Genomic DNA, 17137 nt, shown 5'->3' with positions numbered 1-17137 from the left:
GGCATATCCGCCACTCGAGCTTGAAAGATAAACTGCCCGGCCACGAACGGGGCGAAGCGCCCACCCAAGGATCGGGCGCGGCCCTCGTCGCACAAGCGACATGACAAGATGACTGGCAACGCGCGCCGTTATAAGCTACCCCGCGCCCCGTATCGCTTTCGCGTATCGCCAAAAAGGAACACCCATGACCACACGCGCCGGTTTCGTCGCCCTGATCGGAGAGCCCAATGCGGGCAAATCCACGCTGCTCAACGCGATGGTTGGCGCGAAGGTCTCGATCGTCACCCATAAGGTGCAAACGACCCGCGCCCGCATCCGTGGCGTCGCGATGGAAGGCCAGAGCCAGATCGTCTTCGTCGACACGCCCGGCATCTTCCGCCCGCGCCGTCGTCTGGATCGCGCAATGGTCAACGCGGCTTGGGGCGGGGCGGCCGATGCCGACATGATCGTCCTGCTGGTCGAGGCGCATCGCGGACTGACGCCGGGTGTCGAGAGCATCCTTGAAGCCCTGCGCGGTCGCGAAGGCACGCAGCCGGTGGCGCTTGCGATCAACAAGATCGACAAGGTGAAATCCGAGGAGCTTCTGGGTCTGACCGCGAAGCTCAACGAGGCGTATCAGTTCACCAAGACCTTCATGATCTCCGCCGAGCGCGGCTACGGTGTACAGGACCTCAAGGAATGGCTTGCTGGCGAGATGCCCGAGGGGCCGTGGCTTTATCCCGAAGACCAGATCGCCGATCTGCCGATGCGCATGATCGCGGCCGAGATCACCCGCGAGAAGCTGACCCTGCGCCTGCACGAAGAGCTGCCCTATCAGCTCACCGTCGAGACCGAGAGCTGGGAAGAGCGCAAGGACGGCTCCGCCCGGATCGATCAGGTGATCTACGTCGCGCGCGACGGTCACAAGGGGATCATCCTCGGCAAGGGCGGCGAGACGATCAAGGCGATCTCGAAAGCCGCGCGCGAGGAGCTGATCGAATTTCTCGACCGGCCCGTGCATCTGTTCCTGCAGGTGAAGGTGCGCCCGAACTGGCTGGAAGAGGCCGAGCGCTATTCCGAGATGGGTCTCGATTTCAAGGACTCGAAGTGATGAGCGAGGGGCGTCTGACCACGGATTTCTGGGTCCGCGCCTATCTCAAGCGGCTGGAGCTGGCGAATATCCCCGCCTACGTCACCGCGCATGGGCAGGCGTCTTCGGGGGCCGTGCTGGTGAAATGCGCGCGGCTCGACGGGACCGCGCAAAGCTACGAGCGGCGCGCGGACCTGATGACTGGCAAAAGCGCGTGGATGCTTTTGCATGATGGTCCCGAGGCCGAAGTCGATGCCAGTATCCGCAAGCAACGCGGCTTCGACCCCGACCTTTGGGTGATCGAAATCGAGAGCCGCGAGGGGCGCACGATGCTTGAGGAGGACGGCCTCAGCGGCTGATCCCGAGCCGGTTGAGCCCGCGGCCCAAGGTCACGATCACCAGCCCGCCGATCCAGAAGGCCACGAGGAACTTCACGCACCACAGGCCCAGCCCGCCCCATCCGAGCTTGTCGAGGTTGAGGAAGAAATACGGGTAGAACCCGGTTTCCAGCCCCCGGATCACCGCATAGACCAGATAGACCAGCGGCCAGGCCAGCCAGATCACGGCGTGATGGCTCGTCAGCCCGCCTTTCGGCGCGAAGGCCAGCCACCAGACCGGCACGAGGATCGGCGCTGCGGTGTGGTAGAGCAGGTTCGAGACGTAATCGAGCCCGTGCAGCGGCGTATCTCCCGCCAGCAGCAGGTGATAGACCACGCCGACGATCAGGATCCACAGCACCAGCGCCGCGAGGAACGGCTTGGCCAGTGCCCGCTTGCGCCACGCCATCCAGCCGAAGGCGAGGCCCACCAGCGTGTTCGTCCAGATCGTGAAATAGCGAAACATCAGCCACAGGATGCCCAGCGGCACGGCGGCATGGGGGTGTTCGGCCATGTTGTTGACGAAGCTCGCGCCGAAGGCCGCCAACTCGACGAGGGCGATCAGGACGGCGAAAAGGATCGAGGCGCGTTTCATGGGTGTGAAGCTAGTGCGGCGCGCGACGTCTGCGCAATTCACGAAGCCGCTTGCGCCGCAACGTCACGGCAAGGATAGTCCCTCGCATGGACTGGCAAGACCTCGGCACGATCCTCTCGGCACGACCGCATGGCGAAAGCTCGATGATCGTCGAGCTGTTCACTTCGGCGCATGGGCGACATGCGGGCGTCGTGCGCGGTGGGGCGTCGCGCAAGATGACGGGGATCTTGCAGCCGGGAAACCGGGTCACGGCGACGTGGCGCGCGCGGCTGGAAGATCACCTTGGCAGCTACACGATCGAGCCATTGCAGAGCCGCGCGGTGATCCTGTCGGACCGGCAGGCGCTGGCCGGGCTGAACGCGGCGACGGCGCTTCTGAGGTTCACGCTGCCCGAACGTGAGGCGCATGACGCGTTGTTCATGGCCTCCGAGGCGCTGTTCGATGCGATGGCCGAGGGCGGCGACTGGGTGCCGACCTATCTGCGCTGGGAGCTGGGGTTGCTGGAGGAGATGGGCTACGGGCTCGACCTGTCGCGGTGTGCGGTCACCGGGTCGCGCGACGATCTGGCCTATGTGAGCCCGCGGTCGGGGCGTGCGGTGAGCCGTCAGGGCGCCGGGGAATGGGCGCCCAGACTTCTGCCGCTGCCGCTCTGCCTGTTGGGGCAGGGGCCTGCGAGCCTTGGCGAGATCGTGCAGGGGCTGCGGCTGACCGGGTTCTTCCTTGGCGAACGGATGGCGCCCGATCTGGGGGATCGGCCCTTGCCCGAGGCGCGGCAGCGTTTCGTGGATTTGCTGGGGCGAAGTGCGCGCTGACGGAGGCCCGCGCCCGAGCCTCGGGTGGGCGCTTTGTTCGGCTCGTGGCTGGGGGCTTTATCTCGCAAGCCCGTAGGTCGGTCGTGCCTGCGCTGTCTTCGCCAATGCGCCCTCCCGGGGGGAGGGTCGGGCGCGGCCCGGGGCTGGTCGCCCCGTGCTATAGCTAGAAAACCGCAGTGGTGCTCAAGGCCGCTCGCGATCGTCCAGCAACAACGTCAGCAGCGCCAGATCCAGCCAGCGCCCGAACTTCTTGCCGACCTGCGGCATCAAGCCGACCTGCGTGAAGCCCAGCCGCTCATGCAGCCGGATCGAGCCCTCATTCGCGGCGTCGATCGCGCCGACCATGACGTGGAAGCCGCCCTCTTTGGCGCGCGCGATCAGCGCTTCCATAAGCTTCGCGCCCTTGCCGCCCGCGCGGTGGTCGCGGTGGACGTATACGGAATGTTCGACGCTTAGGTGATAGCCGTCATGGGGGCGGAACGGGCCGAAGCTCGCATAGCCCACGGCGCGCCCGTCTTCCTCCCAGACCAGCACCGGATAACCCGCCGCCTGCCGATCCGCGATATAGGCGCGGCGGTTCTCGGGGCCGACCTCGATCTCGTTCCAGATCGCGGTCGTGTTGCGCACCGCGTCATTGTAAATCTCGGTAATCGCCTCTGCGTCTTGCGGTCTTGCGTCGCGGATCATCTGTGCCCCTCCAGTCTGTCGCGCCAGATTTGGCCGCGAAACCGGGCGAGCGCAACGCTATTTCTGCACGATGAAATGTCCGGTGCGGCGCACGGCCTCGGCGGCGGACACGAACTCCACCCCAAGATCGCGGGTCGCGGCCTCGTGGCTGAGGTGCATCTTCATCCCGAGCATCGGCTTGATCAGCGCGATCTGCTCATCGAACAGCGCGAGGATGGAGACGATCCAGTTCGGTGCCTTCCGCGTCGGGATCTTGCGGTCGGGGAACTCGGCCTTCAGCACCTTCGCCATCTCGAGGAAGGACATGAAGCTTTCCGCACAGATGTAGCGACGGCCGATGCTCTCGGACCGGTCGAGCGCCGCGACATGACAGGCGGAGACATCGGCGACATCGACCACCGGAATATCGAATTCCGGCGCCATCGGGTCCTTGCCCGCCATCAGCCGCTCGATCACCGCGACCGACGATCCGGTGTGACGATCCATCGGGGTGCCGCAGACGAGGCCGGGATTGATCACGGTCAGCCGCATCTCGTGATGATCCTCGATGAATTCCCACGCCGCTTCCTCGGCGAAAATCTTCGAGCGCGTATAGGGGCTGCAGGTCGGCGCGCGCGGGTTCGACCAATCGCGCTCGGTCATTGGGTCAGAGGTCACGCCATGCATCACCGCCTCCATCGAGGAGGTCTGGATCACCCGGTTCACACCGGCGGCCTGTGCCGCAGCCAGCACCCGCTTGGTGCCCTCGACCGCAGGCTGGATCACCTCGGCCTCGTTCTTGGGCTTGCTGAGCGGGAAGGGGGAGGCGGTGTGGATCACGGCGTCGACCCCCGCCATCGCCGCGTCCCAGCCCTTGTCCGCCATCAGATCGGCCTCGACGAAGCTCAGCCGTTCCAGCGCTTCGGGGCCGAGGTCACTCAAGGCGGCTTTCACCTCCTCGCCGCGGCTGGCCTTGCGCAGCGTGCCGCGCACGATCTCGCCCTGCGCCAGAAGGTCATAGGCAATGCGTTTGGCGATGAAGCCGGTGATGCCTGTGACCAGAATTGTGCGAGCCATGCGCCCTCCATTGTGCTGAACCTCGTCGTTCAGCTTGCGGGGGCGTTGGGCGGGTGTCAAATCAGAACGGGGCGATGCGAGGTTCGCCCGCATCGCCCCGTTGAATAGAGTTTCTCTGGCTCAGCCGAGGAGACGCCGCGCGATCACCTGCGCCTGAATCTCGGCGGCACCCTCGAAGATGTTCAGGATACGCGCGTCGCAGAGGATGCGGCTGATCTGGTATTCCAGCGCGAAACCGTTGCCGCCATGGATCTGCAGCGCGTTGTCGGCAGCGGCCCACGCCACCCGCGCACCCAGCAGTTTCGCCATACCGGCTTCCAGATCGCAGCGATGGCCGTGATCCTTTTCCCAGGCCGAGAAATAGGTCAGCTGGCGGGCGATCATCGTCTCCACCGCCATCATCGCGAGCTTCGACGACACGCGCGGGAATTCGATCAGCGACTTGCCGAATTGCTTGCGGTCGATCGCGTATTGCATCCCGATCTCCAGAGCCGACTGCGCCACGCCCACGGCGCGGGCGGCGGTCTGGATGCGGGCGGATTCGAACGTCTCCATGAGTTGCTTGAAGCCCTTGCCCTCTTCGCCGCCCAGAAGGTTCTCGCCCTTCACGCGGAAATTATCGAAGCCGAGCTCGTATTCCTTCATGCCGCGATAGCCGAGCACTTCGATCTCGCCGCCGGTCATGCCCTCGGTGGGGAAGGGGTTGTCATCGGTGCCCGGCGTCTTCTCGGCCAGGAACATCGACAGACCTTTGTAATTGTCGGTTGCGGGATCGGTGCGCGCGAGCAGCGTCATCACATGGGTGCGCTGCGCATGGGTGATCCACGTCTTGTTGCCGGTCACCAGCCAGTCGTCGCCATCCTTGACCGCGCGGGTGCGCAAGGAGCCCAGATCCGAGCCGGTATTGGGCTCGGTGAAGACGGCGGTCGACAGGATTTCACCCGACGACAGGCCCGGAAGCCATTTCTGCTTCTGCTCCTCGGTGCCGCCGCAGATGATCAGCTCGGCTGCGATCTCGGAACGGGTGCCGAGCGAGCCCACGCCGATATAGCCGCGCGAAAGCTCCTCGGTCACGACAACCATCGAGGCTTTCGACAGGCCGAGCCCGCCATATTCTTCCGGAATGGTCAGGCCGAAGACGCCCAGTTCGGCCAGTTCCTCGATGATTTCCATCGGGATCAGCTCGTCCTTGAGGTGCCATTCATGCGCATTCGGCTTCACGCGGTCCTCAGCATAGCGGTAGAACTGCTCTCGGATCATTTCGAGGTCTTCGTCGAGACCCGAATTGCCGAAGATCGAGCGGCCCTGAACGTCGCGCATCAGCTCGACCAGACGCATCCGGGCGGCGTTGGAATTGCCCTCGGCGATCAGTTTCGCGGCGGCCTCGGACGGGGTCCAGCTGACGTCCATATCGGCCAGGCGCACCATCTCGCCCTGGTTCATCTGGATGCCGCCCGCGATCTGCGCGAGATATTCGCCGAAGCCGATCTGCACGATCAGCTTCTCCATCTCGCCCAGCTTGCCGTCTTCGGCCAGACGCGTAGCCCAGCCGTGCAGCTGCTTGAGCGACTGCTGATAGGTGGTCAGCCAGGCAAGGCCGTGGGCGCGATATTGGTTCGCCTCGAGAGCGGCGCCGGAAATGCGGCCGTCTTTCTCGGTCGCGGCGCGCAGGCTCGCGGTCGCGTCGGAGACCAGCGTCTCCAGTTCGGGCAGGCTCGCCTCCGCAAGGCCCATCAGGTCGTCCAGAATGATCGTCGTCGGCATATCGGCCCCGTCATGTGCCATGAGTCGGCTCCTTATTCTGCAGTTGCAGCCTGTCTAGTTACTTCGCAACCGCAGCGCAATAAAAATTCGCCAGTAGCGACAATTGCGACGGATAATGTCGCGGAGGTTGTCGGCGCGGTCGGGTATCCGCCTGATTTCACGTCGCTTCACGGCTGCATCCCGCCGCGTAACCCGGTAGAAGCGACGCGGGACAGGAAAGGGAACGCGCATGTTCGGGATGGAAGTTTGGCAAATATTCGCGGCGCTTGGCGTCACGCTTTTCGCAGGTTTCGTGAAAGGCGCGGTCGGTTTCGCGATGCCGATGATCATGCTGTCGAGCTTCGCGTCCTTCCTGCCGCCGCATCAGGCGCTGGCGCTTTTGATCCTGCCGACGCTGGTGACCAACGTGATGCAGGCCTTCCGTCAAGGGGTCGGCGCGGCGGTGGGGTCGATCAAGAATTACCGGCTGTTCATCGCGATGATCATCGTCTTCATCCCGATTAGCGCGACCCTCGTCGACGTGATCCCGCAGCCGGTGATGTACGCGCTCTTGGGCGGGCCGATCGTCGCCTTCTCTATCTGGCAGATCTCGGGGCGGCAGATCCCGATGCCGACCCGCCACCGGGCGGTGACCGAGACGGGTCTGGGCATCGTCGCGGGGCTCTATGGCGGGATTTCCGGGATTTGGGGGCCGCCGCTGATCATCTACCTGATCTCGATCGACGCGCCGAAACAGGAGGCCGTGCGCATCCTTGGCGTCGTCTTCCTGACCGGGGCGATCATCCTGACCGGCTCGCATCTGGTCTCGGGCGTGCTGAACGCGCAGACGATCCCGCTGTCGCTTTTGATGATCCTGCCCGCGCTGGCAGGGATGAGGCTGGGCTTCAAGGCGCAGGACCGGCTCGACCCGGTGCGGTTCCGGTGGTGGACGCTGATCCTGCTGGGCGTGGCCGGGCTGAACCTGCTGCGCCGTGCGCTGATGGGTTAAGCCACGAAGGGGCGCAGCCCCTGACGGCGGGCGGAGGCCAGCGTCTTCGCCTCATAGCCCGAGACGATCTTGCGCACCGGCTTGCGATGGAGCGGCACCCCGCCTTCGCGCACCAGCCCCGCAAAGGCCGTCGTCGCCGCCAGAAGCGGTTGCCGGGCGAGCCGCCCGATATGCAGGCTCTCCAGCTTGCAGCCATCCGCCATCAGCAGGTGATGGCCGCCCAGCAGCAGCCCGTGCCATTCCAGAATGCCCGGGCAATCGGGTTGCAGCGCAGCGCAGCCATCGGCCAGCGAGCGCGCCTCGATCAGCACCTCGTCCTCGCCAAAGATGAAATCCACCGACGGCCCGCTGAGCGCCACGCGGTGCTGCGGCATAACCCAGAGGTCCTGACGCGCCGAGAAGACCGGCGCACAGAGCTTCACCGGACGCAGGTTCCCGATCGCAGGCAGGCTGACCCGCCCCGACCAGAGCACCGGCTGCGGTCCGGCATCGACGGTCTCGACCAGATCGCCCTCGCGCAGCCGCGCGGCAGGCACCACGCCCTCCGGCGTCTGGATCGGGGTCGCAGGGGCGAAACAGCCCGCCGGTCCCATCGGTTGCAGATGATCGCCAAGCGCCAGCCAGTCGACGCGCGGCCCGATCCGCGCGGGCCCGGCCGGATCGATCAGGGCCGCGGCCTCGTCACGGGTCAGCGGCAGCGGCGCCACGCCCGTCTGCTGCCGGATCGTGCGCTGATCGAGCGCCTCCAGCGTCAGCAGGCTCTCGCGTCCCGGACCGTCCCAGCGCCATGTGAGCCGCATCCGCCCACCGGTCAGCCGCTCCTGCGTGGCGTCGATCGAGATCGCATGGACCGCCGAGCCGCGCCGCTGCGCCAGCACGATGCGCCCGTCGACATCGAGATTGAGCGAGAGGAAATTCCGCCAGCCTTCGCGCTGATGCAGATGGATCAGCGGCAGGGGCGATTGCTCGCCGCGCATCAGGGTGAATTCCAGCATCAGGCTGCCGCGTGCGAGCAGCTCCGGCAACCTGCGCTCGTCGAACCTGACCGCGCCGCGATGTGCGATCTGCGCACCGATCCAGCCCTGTTGCGCCCTCATCCGCGACGCTCCGAATGCTGCCTTGATCCCATGCCTATCTCCGCGCCCGGGGAAGCCGACACGGACAACGCACGCCGCCTGAATGGGCCGCGCGTGGGTTTGTTGCGTCTGACTCCGGGCTTTGCCCTGCTCGATATGCCCGATTTCGGGCTTTTGCTTTTGACATATCATGACACCGCGACCTGCCTTTGGGTAGCCCCTGTCTCCGCGTCACTTGCGCCCGGTGTCGAGCCTGCAACAGCCATTGCCCCGAAGGCCTCGGCGCTCTAAGCCTGTAGCGCTGAAAAGGAGTGCCCATGACGACCGATCCCATCCGCCTGAGCGCCGATCTGATCCGCTGCCCCTCGGTGACCCCGGAGGAGGGCGGCGCGCTGGTCTTGCTCGAGACGCTGCTGACGGAGGCGGGCTTCACCTGCACGCGCGTCGATCGCAATGGCACGCCGAACCTTTATGCGCGCTGGGGCGCGAAGGGGGCGGCGAAAAGCTTCGGTTTCAACGGGCACACGGATGTCGTGCCGGTGGGCGATGCGAGCGCCTGGACGCATGACCCGTTCGGCGCCGAGATCGTCGACGGCGTGATGTGGGGGCGCGGCGCGACCGACATGAAGACCGCCGTGGCGGCCTTTGCCGCGGCAGCGGTGGATTTCGTGACCGAGACGCCGCCCGACGGGGCGGTGATCCTCGCCATCACCGGCGACGAGGAAGGGCCGGGCCGCGACGGCACGCGGGCGCTTCTGGATTGGATGAAGGCCGAGGGCGAGGCAATGTCGGTCTGCCTCGTGGGCGAGCCGACCTGCCCCAATGAAATGGGAGAGATGATGAAGATCGGGCGGCGCGGCTCGCTCAGCTTCTATATCGAGGCTGAGGGCGTGCAGGGCCATGCCGCCTATCCGCATCGCGCGAAGAACCCGCTGCATGCGCTGGTCGATCTGCTGGGCCGGATGACCGCAGAGCCGCTCGATCACGGCACGGATCATTTCCAGCCCTCGAGCCTGCAGATCACCACCATCGATTGCGGCAACCCGGCCAATAACGTGATCCCGGCCAAGGCGCGCGCGACCGTGAATATCCGCTTCAACGATGCGCATACCGGCGAGGGGCTGATCGCCTGGGCCGAGGCGATGGCCTCCGAGATCGCCGCCGAGACCGGCATCCGTATCGCGCTCAACCCCGATATCTCGGGCGAGAGCTTTGTCACGCCGCCCGGTCCCTTCGTCGATCTCGTCGCGAAATCGGTCCAGGCGGAAACGGGCCGCGCGCCGGAGCTGTCCACCTCGGGCGGCACCTCGGATGCGCGCTTCGTGAAGGATCACTGCCCGGTCGTGGAATTCGGCCTCGTCGGCGCGACGATGCATCAGGTGGACGAGCGCGTGCCGCTCGATCAGATCGAAGCGCTCACGCGCGTCTATGCCCGCATATTGAGAGACTATTTCGCATGATCAAGATCGAGCCGGTCACCGATTACACGCCCTGCCACGCGCTGCGCCGCGCCGTGTTTATCGAAGAACAGGGCATCCCGGAGCCCGAGGAATGGGACGATCTCGACGATCAGGCGGTCCATCTTCTGGCCAGCGAGGATGGCACGCCGCTCGGCACCGCGCGGCTGATCCGCAAGGGTGAGACCGGCAAGATCGGTCGCATCTGCGTGGCGAAATCCGCGCGTGGCACCGGGCTCGGCGCGGCGCTGGTGCGCGACGCCTGCGCGCGGTTCGCCGAGATGGGCTGCACCCGCGCCTATCTCTCGGCCCAGAGCTACGCGATCCCGTTCTACGAGAAGCTTGGCTTCGTGCCCTACGGCGAAGATTACGACGACGCGGGCATCCCGCATCGCGATATGGAAAAGACGCTCTGAGCTTCCTCTTGATCCAAGTATCCCGGGGGGCGCGTCAGCGCGGGGGCAGAGCCCCCTCCGCCCAAGCCATGCGCGCCTACGCGCGGGGGCAGCACCCCTCGACACCACTCATTCGCGCCACACTCTTTGAGTGACGCCCCTCACGCCCCATGTTAGGCAAACCCATGAGCAAACCCGCCCCCATCCCCTCGCGCCAGCAGATCCTCGACTGGCTGAACGACAACCCCGACCAAGGGGCCAAGCGCGACATCGCGCGGGCCTTCGGTGTGAAGGGGCAGGCGAAGATCGAGCTGAAGCGCATTCTCAAGGACATGGCCGACGAAGGTCTGATCGAGAAGCGCCGCCGCAATTTCCGCGACCCCAACGTGCTTCCGCCGGTGTCCGTGCTGCGCGTGATGCGGGAGGACAGCCAAGGCGACCAATGGGCCGAGCCTGCGGAATGGACCGGTGACGGGCTCGCGCCTTTGGTGCTCTTCGTTCCGAAGGACGGCGATCCGACGCTGGCCGAGGGCGACCGTATCCTCGGCCGCCTGACCCCGGTCGAGGATGAGGATTACGGCTACGAGGCGCGGCTGATCCGCAAGATCGGGCAGGCCTCGCATCGCATCGTCGGCATCTTCCGCAAGAATGCCGAGGGCGGGCGGATCATGCCGATCGACAAGGGTGTCGGCAACGAATGGCAAGTGCCCGCAGCTGTCACGCAGGGCGCCAAGGATGGCGAGCTGGTCGAGGCCGAACAGACCGGGCCGCGCGGGCGCATGGGCCTGCCCAAGGCGCGCGTGATCGAGGTGCTGGGCGATCCGTCCGCGCCGAAAGCCGTGTCGCTGATCGCGATCCATCAGCATGGCATCCCCGACGATTTCCCCGATGCGGTCGTGGCCGAGGCCGATGCCGCCAAGCCCGCGCCATTGGACGATCGCGAAGACCTGCGTAAGCTGTCTTTCGTCACGATCGACCCGGCGGATGCGCGCGACCGCGACGACGCCGTTCTGGTGATCCGCGATGACGATCCGAAGAACGATGGCGGCTTCCTGATCTGGGTCGCGATTGCCGACGTGGCGCATTACGTGACGCCGGGCTCCGAGCTGGACCGCGAGGCGCGCAAGCGCGGCAATTCCACCTATTTCCCCGACCGCGTCGTGCCGATGCTGCCCGATAGCCTCTCGGGCGATCTGTGCTCGCTGCACGAGAATGTGGACCGTGCGGTATTGGCGGTGCGGATGAAGATCGACGCGCAGGGGCGCAAGGTCTCGCATCGCTTCACGCGCGGGATGATCCGTTCGGTCGGCTCGCTGGAATACGGGCAGGTGCAGTCGGCGCGCGACGGCAATCCGGACGAGAAGACCGAGGATATGGTCGAGGAGATCATCGACCCGATCTACGAGGCTTACGAGGCGCTCAAGCACGCCCGCGCGATCCGTCAGCCGCTGGAGCTGGACCTGCCCGAGCGGCAGATCGTGATCGGCGACGACGGACATGTCGCCTCGATCCGGTTCAAGGAACGGCTCGACGCCCATAAGCTGATCGAGGAGTTCATGGTGCTGGCCAATGTGGCCGCCGCCGAGGAACTGGAGAAGCTGCGCCGTCCGCTGCTGTATCGTGTCCACGAAGAACCCAGCCTCGACAAGATCGAGAGCTTGCGCGAAGTGGCGCAGGCGTCGGGCTTCACGCTGGCGAAGGGGCAGGTGCTGCAAACCGCGCATCTCAACAACCTGCTCAGCCAGTCAGAGGGCTCCGAGTTCGACGAGCTGATCAATATCTCGACGCTGCGCTCGATGACGCAGGCCTATTACGCGCCGACGAATTACGGGCATTTCGGCCTCGCGCTGCGCTCCTATGCGCATTTCACCTCGCCGATCCGGCGCTATTCCGACCTGATCGTGCACCGCGCGCTGATCCTCGGGCATGGCTGGGGCAAGGACGGGCTGAGCGTGTGGGATATCGAGAACCTCGAGGACACCGCGAAGCAGATTTCCGATACCGAGCGGCGGTCGATGGTGGCCGAACGTGACACGACCGACCGCTATCTGGCCGCCTACCTGTCAGACCGCGTGGGCAGCGAGTTTACGGGCCGCATCTCGGGCGTGCAGAAATTCGGCGCCTTCGTGAAGCTCGACGAGACCGGCGCGGACGGGCTGATCCCGATCCGCGAGATCGGGCGCGAGTTCTTCCATTTCGACCGCGAGGCGCAGGAGCTGGTGGGTTCGGACACCGGCATGGTCATCACCATTGGGCAGCGCGTCCGGGTGCGGCTGTCCGAGGCCGTGCCGATCACCGGCGGGCTGATGCTGGAGCTGCTGGAAGTCGAAGGGCAGGGGATGCCCTCGGGCGACGGCAAGCGCCGCAAGGGCCGCCGCCCCGGCACGCGTCCGCCGCGGAAAGGTCCCGGTAAGGGGCCGCGCAAACCGGCCCGCGACGCAGCCAAGAAGAAGGCGGTCGCGCGCAAGGTGAAACGCACGCGCAAGAGCTGAGGCTTACAGCATCCACTCGATCGGCAGGCGCTGCGCAATCCACAGGAAGATGCGGTGCGAGAAGGGCACGCCCGGCTCGCGCTTGCGCACGCCATGCCCGGGCCGCGACCAGCGCAATTGCTGCGCACGGGTGAGGCGCAGCCGCCATGCGCGGGCGGGGATAAATTCCTTGAAGGTCTCGGAGATTTCCGTCGCGATCTCGGGCGCGTCGATCACGATGCCCAGCTCGGTATTCAGGCGCATCGAGCGCGGATCGAAGTTGAACGAGCCGATGAAGACGCGCGCGCGATCCACCGCGAAGACCTTCGCGTGCAGCTTGTTGCGCGAAAACGGCGAAGTGCCGCGAATGTCGGAGCCCAGCAGCCGCTCGCGCCGGTTGCGCTCGCTCGGGCGGCGGTCTTCGGCATCGGCGGCGTATTCGTAAAGCTCGATGCCTGCGCGCAACAGCCCCTTGCGGCGATGCGCATAGCCGGAATGGACCAGCGCCACATCGGTCGCGGCATAGGAATTCGTAAGCACCTTGATCGTCGCGCCGGACTTGGCGATCCGCTTGAGGTATCGCACCCCCGTCCGCGTCGGCACGAGGTAGGGCGTCACCAGCACCAGTTCTTCCAGCGGTTGCCCCAAGGCGCGCACCAGATATTGCCAGAGCAGTTTGCGCCCCTGCAAAAGCCCGTGGATTTTCGACGGGTGGTCGTAGATCAGTTGCGCCTCGGCGAAGATCACCCGCGCCTTGCCCGACAGCAACCGCGACAGCCGGTCGGGATGCTGAAGGTCGTCGGCATAGCGCTTCGCCTCGGGCTCCGAGAGGCGGAGCTCTTCGGTCTTGATGATGGTCTCGGCCTCTTTCGCCTCGCAGCCGCCCAGCATCTTTTCCGCCGGGATCGCGGGGGGCGCGTTCCAATAGAGGTCGAACTGCTTGCCGATCTGCGCCAGAACCGGACCCGCGACAGCGACGTCGAGATCCATGTAGAGGCCGCTCTCGGAGAGGCTGTTAAAGTAGTCGTCGCCGATATTGCGCCCGCCAAGGATCGCCATCCGCCCATCCGCGATCATCGCCTTGTTGTGCATCCGGCGGTTAAGGCGGCGGAAATCGGAAAGGTAGCCCAGGAAGCGCGCGGTCCTGATCGGGAAGGGGTTGAACAGGCGCACGTCGACATTGGGCAACTGGTCGAGCGCGGCCAGCGTGCGGTCCATCCCCGCCGTGCCGTTATCGTCGATCAGCAGACGGATATGGACCCCGCGTTTGGCGGCCTTGCGCAGCGCGCCGAGCATGATCGCGCCCGCGGTGTCGTTCTGCCAGATGTAGTATTGCAGATCGAGCGAGACCTCCGCCGCGTCGATCAGTTCCAGCCGCGCCGCCAGCGCGTCGAGCGGATCTGCGAGCAGCTGGACCGCGCTCTTTGTCTCAATTCCAGCGAGCCGGTTCTGCAACGCCATCGCGAAGCGCCCGGTTTCGGGGGCGAGTTGCATATGGGACTTGGGGAACGGGCCTTTCGGACGCCGATGCGACAGCCGTGCGACGATCAGCGTCAGACCGGCCAGCGCGATGAGGCCAGCGATCAGGGCGAAGCCCAGAATATGAAGCAGTTCCAGTTTCATGGCTGGCATCATGTAGGCGGTTCAAGGGTTTAGGAAAGTGGGCTTCGCGCATGAAAAAGGCCGACGTGATCGCCGGCCTTCTTAAAAATGTCGTGTTCCGCGTTCGGCGAATCAGCCGATCGCCGCGGCTTTCACGTCGTCGTCGATATAGGGCACGTATTGCGCGAAGTTGTCCGAGAACATCTCCACCAGCTTCTGCGCCTGCGCATCATAGGCCGCCGCGTCGTCCCAGGTGCGGCGCGGGTCCAGAAGCACGTCCGAGACGTTCGGGACCGAGACCGGAACTTCGAAGCCGAAGTTGGGGTCCTTGCGGAACTGCACGTCATGCAGCGAACCGTCGAGCGCGGCTTTCAGCAGCGCACGAGTCGCGCGGATCGGCATCCGCGAGCCGGTGCCGAAGGCGCCGCCGGTCCAACCGGTGTTGACCAGCCAGCACGACGCGCCGGTGTTGCGGATCTTTTCCTGCAGCAGCTTGCCATAGACCTCTGGGCGACGCGGCATGAAGGGCGCGCCGAAGCAGGTCGAGAAAGTCGGGAGCGGCTCGACCACGCCGACCTCGGTGCCCGGGGTCTTCGAGGTGAAGCCCGACAGGAAGTGATACATCGCCTGCGCCGGGGTGAGCCGCGCGATGGGCGGCAGCACGCCGAAAGCGTCACAGGTCAGCATGATCACGTTCTTGGGCTGGCCCGCCATCGCGGTATCCGAGGCGTTCGGGATGTAATGCAGCGGATAGGCGCAGCGCATGTTGTCGGTGATCGAGTTGTCGTTGAAGTCCAGCTCGAGCGTCTCTTCGTCGAACACCATGTTCTCGACCACGGTGCCGAACATCGAGCAGGTGTTGTAGATCTCCGGCTCGGCTTCTTTCGACAGGTTGATCGTCTTGGCGTAGCAGCCGCCTTCGAAGTTGAAGATGCCGTTATGCGACCAGCCATGCTCGTCATCGCCCACGAGGATGCGCGAGGGATCGGCCGAGAGCGTCGTCTTGCCGGTGCCCGAGAGGCCGAAGAAGACCGCCGCGTCATCGGGGTCGTCGATCGCGTGGTTGGCCGAGCAGTGCATCGCCATGATGCCTTCGCCGGGCAGGATGTAGTTGAGAAGGGTGAAAACGCCCTTCTTGTTCTCACCCGCATAGGCCGTGTTGCCGATCAGGATCGTCTTCTTCTCGAAGTTCAGCGCGATCACGGTTTCCGAGCGGCAGCCGTGCTTCTCGGGATCGGCCTTGAAGCTCGGGCAGTTGATGATCGTCCATTCCGGGTTGAACGCGTCGAGCTCCTCACGCTCGGGGCGGCGCAGCATGGTGCGCAGGAACAGCCCGTGCCAAGCCATCTCCGCCACGAGGCGCACGTCGAGACGATGCTCGGGATCGGCGCCGCCGAAGAGGTCCTCGACGAAGTAATCCTTGCCCTTCATGTGCTCCAGCATGTCGGCATGGAGGCGGTCGAAGGCTTCGGGCTCCATCGGGGAGTTGTTCTCCCACCAGATGCTGTCTTCGACCGAGGCGGTGCGCACGACGAACTTGTCTTTGGGCGACCGGCCCGTGTGTTTCCCGGTGGTGCAGTAGAAGGCGCCACCCTTGCCGAGCGTACCTTCGTCGCGCTTGATCGCTTCTTGGATCAGCGCCGGTTCCAGCAGGTTATAATAGACATTCCCGAGACCTTCGATGCCTTGATCTTCCAGCCGTTTCGCGGGGTTAACGCGTCCAATGTCCATTTGATGCTCCCGATGCCGTCGCGCGGCGTTCACAGGGTTATTCCCGGCGCCTCGGGGCCTCGAAGCGCCGATCCGCGTAACAATGTTACCCGGATGGATCGCCTATAGCATGACAATTTTGCGAAGGAACAGAATGGATAGGGGGAGTTAGCGCAACCATTTCTAGGTTTAGCGCAATCACGGCAAAATGTCGCGGAAAGGTGAGGCAAATTAGTCAAAGATTTGGAAATTCTGGCTCTGATGATTCGGGAAACCTTGGTGATTCGCAGCTTTTTGTTGATTTGAAGGCAACGAACGCGGAATATGCGTCTAATAACTATAAAGTAGCAGTGAAGGGGTATTCCGACATGTCGAGAATCGCGCTGGTCGACGACGACCGCAATATTCTGACCTCTGTCTCGATGACGCTCGAGGCGGAAGGTTACGATGTCGAAACGTATAACGATGGACAGGCTGCATTCGACGCATTCACCAAGCGTCTCCCGGACATGGCGGTTCTGGATATAAAGATGCCGCGGATGGATGGCATGGAGCTGCTTCAGCGGCTTCGCCAGAAGACCGCGATCCCGGTGATCTTCCTGACCTCCAAAGACGACGAAATCGACGAGGTTCTGGGCCTGCGCATGGGCGCGGACGACTACGTCAAGAAACCTTTCTCGCAACGCCTTCTGGTCGAACGCATCCGCGCGCTGCTGCGCCGGCAGGAAGCGATCTCGACCGGTGAGGTCGCCTCGACCGAAGACACCAAAGTCATGGTGCGCGGCTCGCTCGAAATGGATCCGCTGCGCCACGCGGTGACCTGGAAGGGCAAGGACGTCACGCTGACCGTGACCGAATTCCTGCTGCTTCAGGCGCTCGCGCAGCGGCCCGGTTTCGTGAAATCGCGCGATCAGCTGATGGACGTGGCTTACGACGATCAGGTCTATGTCGACGACCGCACGATCGACAGCCACATCAAGCGCCTGCGTAAGAAGATGCGCAGCGTCGATGATGATTTCACGGCGATCGAGACACTCTACGGCATCGGATACCGGTATAACGAAGAGTGATGCTACGT

At 64.7% G+C, this 17137-nt stretch carries 15 protein-coding genes; 8 read left to right on the top strand and 7 right to left on the bottom strand.

What is annotated here, in order from left to right:
* Positions 1 to 184 precede the first annotated feature (184 nt).
* Both era and BMI85_RS09190 read left to right on the top strand, forming a co-directional pair.
* Positions 185 to 1090, top strand: a complete 906-nt coding sequence (era, locus tag BMI85_RS09195; RefSeq protein ID WP_078600868.1) for a GTPase Era — start codon at positions 185 to 187, stop codon at positions 1088 to 1090.
* Positions 1090 to 1428, top strand: a complete 339-nt coding sequence (locus BMI85_RS09190) for a DUF1491 family protein (RefSeq protein ID WP_078600866.1) — start codon at positions 1090 to 1092, stop codon at positions 1426 to 1428. The genes era and BMI85_RS09190 overlap by 1 nt, the downstream gene beginning before the upstream one ends.
* Here BMI85_RS09190 and BMI85_RS09185 read toward each other — a convergent pair.
* Positions 1418 to 2041, bottom strand: a complete 624-nt coding sequence (locus BMI85_RS09185; protein WP_078600864.1) for a Pr6Pr family membrane protein — start codon at positions 2039 to 2041, stop codon at positions 1418 to 1420. The two genes, BMI85_RS09190 and BMI85_RS09185, sit on opposite strands and share 11 nt — an antisense overlap.
* A gap of 86 nt (positions 2042 to 2127) precedes the next feature.
* Here BMI85_RS09185 and recO point away from each other — a divergent pair, with 86 nt between their 5' ends.
* Positions 2128 to 2853: a DNA repair protein RecO gene (gene recO, locus BMI85_RS09180; protein ID WP_078549424.1), complete on the top strand. Its 726-nt coding sequence runs from the start codon at positions 2128 to 2130 to the stop codon at positions 2851 to 2853.
* 183 nt (positions 2854 to 3036) lie between these two features.
* Here the strand turns inward: recO and BMI85_RS09175 are convergent, their stop codons facing one another.
* The 3 genes from BMI85_RS09175 to BMI85_RS09165 form a co-directional block, all read right to left on the bottom strand.
* Positions 3037 to 3540: a GNAT family N-acetyltransferase gene (locus BMI85_RS09175; RefSeq protein WP_078521463.1), complete on the bottom strand. Its 504-nt coding sequence runs from the start codon at positions 3538 to 3540 to the stop codon at positions 3037 to 3039.
* Positions 3541 to 3597: 57 nt separating this feature from the next.
* The gene (locus BMI85_RS09170) at positions 3598 to 4596 is read right to left on the bottom strand and encodes an NAD-dependent epimerase/dehydratase family protein (RefSeq protein ID WP_168174760.1); all 999 of its coding nucleotides are present in this window, start codon (positions 4594 to 4596) and stop codon (positions 3598 to 3600) included.
* Positions 4597 to 4716: 120 nt separating this feature from the next.
* Positions 4717 to 6381 carry an acyl-CoA dehydrogenase family protein gene (locus tag BMI85_RS09165; RefSeq protein ID WP_078600859.1) on the bottom strand — a complete coding sequence of 555 codons (1665 nt, stop codon included), beginning with the start codon at positions 6379 to 6381 and terminating at the stop codon, positions 4717 to 4719.
* 217 nt (positions 6382 to 6598) lie between these two features.
* Here BMI85_RS09165 and BMI85_RS09160 point away from each other — a divergent pair, with 217 nt between their 5' ends.
* Entirely contained in the window at positions 6599 to 7348 is a 750-nt protein-coding gene (locus tag BMI85_RS09160) for a sulfite exporter TauE/SafE family protein (RefSeq protein WP_244176613.1), read from the top strand.
* Here the strand turns inward: BMI85_RS09160 and BMI85_RS09155 are convergent.
* Positions 7345 to 8445 (bottom strand): Hint domain-containing protein, encoded by a 1101-nt coding sequence (locus BMI85_RS09155; protein WP_078600854.1) that lies wholly within the window; start codon positions 8443 to 8445, stop codon positions 7345 to 7347. The two genes, BMI85_RS09160 and BMI85_RS09155, sit on opposite strands and share 4 nt — an antisense overlap.
* Positions 8446 to 8741: 296 nt before the next feature.
* Between BMI85_RS09155 and dapE the strand changes: the two genes are divergently transcribed.
* The 3 genes from dapE (at position 8742) to rnr (ending at position 12768) form a co-directional block, all read left to right on the top strand.
* Entirely contained in the window at positions 8742 to 9884 is a 1143-nt protein-coding gene (gene dapE, locus BMI85_RS09150) for a succinyl-diaminopimelate desuccinylase (RefSeq protein WP_078600852.1), read from the top strand.
* Positions 9881 to 10297 carry a GNAT family N-acetyltransferase gene (locus tag BMI85_RS09145; protein WP_078600850.1) on the top strand — a complete coding sequence of 139 codons (417 nt, stop codon included), beginning with the start codon at positions 9881 to 9883 and terminating at the stop codon, positions 10295 to 10297. Before dapE ends, BMI85_RS09145 begins: the two co-directional genes overlap by 4 nt.
* Positions 10298 to 10461: 164 nt before the next feature.
* Entirely contained in the window at positions 10462 to 12768 is a 2307-nt protein-coding gene (rnr, locus tag BMI85_RS09140) for a ribonuclease R (protein WP_078600848.1), read from the top strand.
* A 3-nt stretch (positions 12769 to 12771) separates the two neighbouring features.
* On the opposite strand, the gene BMI85_RS09135 is transcribed toward rnr, so the two are convergent.
* Both BMI85_RS09135 and BMI85_RS09130 read right to left on the bottom strand, forming a co-directional pair.
* Positions 12772 to 14370 carry a phospholipase D family protein gene (locus BMI85_RS09135; RefSeq protein WP_168174759.1) on the bottom strand — a complete coding sequence of 533 codons (1599 nt, stop codon included), beginning with the start codon at positions 14368 to 14370 and terminating at the stop codon, positions 12772 to 12774.
* Positions 14371 to 14481: 111 nt separating this feature from the next.
* Complete coding sequence (locus BMI85_RS09130; protein WP_078542557.1) at positions 14482 to 16080, bottom strand: phosphoenolpyruvate carboxykinase; 1599 nt, start codon at positions 16078 to 16080, stop codon at positions 14482 to 14484.
* Between the two features lie 347 nt (positions 16081 to 16427).
* Between BMI85_RS09130 and BMI85_RS09125 the strand changes: the two genes are divergently transcribed.
* Complete coding sequence (locus tag BMI85_RS09125) at positions 16428 to 17129, top strand: response regulator transcription factor (RefSeq protein ID WP_078600844.1); 702 nt, start codon at positions 16428 to 16430, stop codon at positions 17127 to 17129.
* Positions 17130 to 17137 lie beyond the last annotated feature (8 nt).

It is taken from the genome of Thioclava sp. DLFJ4-1 (genome assembly GCF_002020145.1).
In the GTDB taxonomy this organism is placed as follows: Bacteria; Pseudomonadota; Alphaproteobacteria; order Rhodobacterales; family Rhodobacteraceae; genus Thioclava; species Thioclava sediminum.
This window is presented reverse-complemented; position numbering and strand designations above follow the sequence as displayed.

Coding starts and splice junctions, on each gene's coding strand:
- era (WP_078600868.1), top strand. CDS start 185: ATGACCACACGCGCCGGTTTCGTCGCCCTGATCGGAGAGCCCAATGCG.
- BMI85_RS09190 (WP_078600866.1), top strand. CDS start 1,090: ATGAGCGAGGGGCGTCTGACCACGGATTTCTGGGTCCGCGCCTATCTC.
- BMI85_RS09185 (WP_078600864.1), bottom strand. CDS start 2,041: ATGAAACGCGCCTCGATCCTTTTCGCCGTCCTGATCGCCCTCGTCGAG.
- recO (WP_078549424.1), top strand. CDS start 2,128: ATGGACTGGCAAGACCTCGGCACGATCCTCTCGGCACGACCGCATGGC.
- BMI85_RS09175 (WP_078521463.1), bottom strand. CDS start 3,540: ATGATCCGCGACGCAAGACCGCAAGACGCAGAGGCGATTACCGAGATT.
- BMI85_RS09170 (WP_168174760.1), bottom strand. CDS start 4,596: ATGGCTCGCACAATTCTGGTCACAGGCATCACCGGCTTCATCGCCAAA.
- BMI85_RS09165 (WP_078600859.1), bottom strand. CDS start 6,381: ATGGCACATGACGGGGCCGATATGCCGACGACGATCATTCTGGACGAC.
- BMI85_RS09160 (WP_244176613.1), top strand. CDS start 6,599: ATGGAAGTTTGGCAAATATTCGCGGCGCTTGGCGTCACGCTTTTCGCA.
- BMI85_RS09155 (WP_078600854.1), bottom strand. CDS start 8,445: ATGAGGGCGCAACAGGGCTGGATCGGTGCGCAGATCGCACATCGCGGC.
- dapE (WP_078600852.1), top strand. CDS start 8,742: ATGACGACCGATCCCATCCGCCTGAGCGCCGATCTGATCCGCTGCCCC.
- BMI85_RS09145 (WP_078600850.1), top strand. CDS start 9,881: ATGATCAAGATCGAGCCGGTCACCGATTACACGCCCTGCCACGCGCTG.
- rnr (WP_078600848.1), top strand. CDS start 10,462: ATGAGCAAACCCGCCCCCATCCCCTCGCGCCAGCAGATCCTCGACTGG.
- BMI85_RS09135 (WP_168174759.1), bottom strand. CDS start 14,370: ATGAAACTGGAACTGCTTCATATTCTGGGCTTCGCCCTGATCGCTGGC.
- BMI85_RS09130 (WP_078542557.1), bottom strand. CDS start 16,080: ATGGACATTGGACGCGTTAACCCCGCGAAACGGCTGGAAGATCAAGGC.
- BMI85_RS09125 (WP_078600844.1), top strand. CDS start 16,428: ATGTCGAGAATCGCGCTGGTCGACGACGACCGCAATATTCTGACCTCT.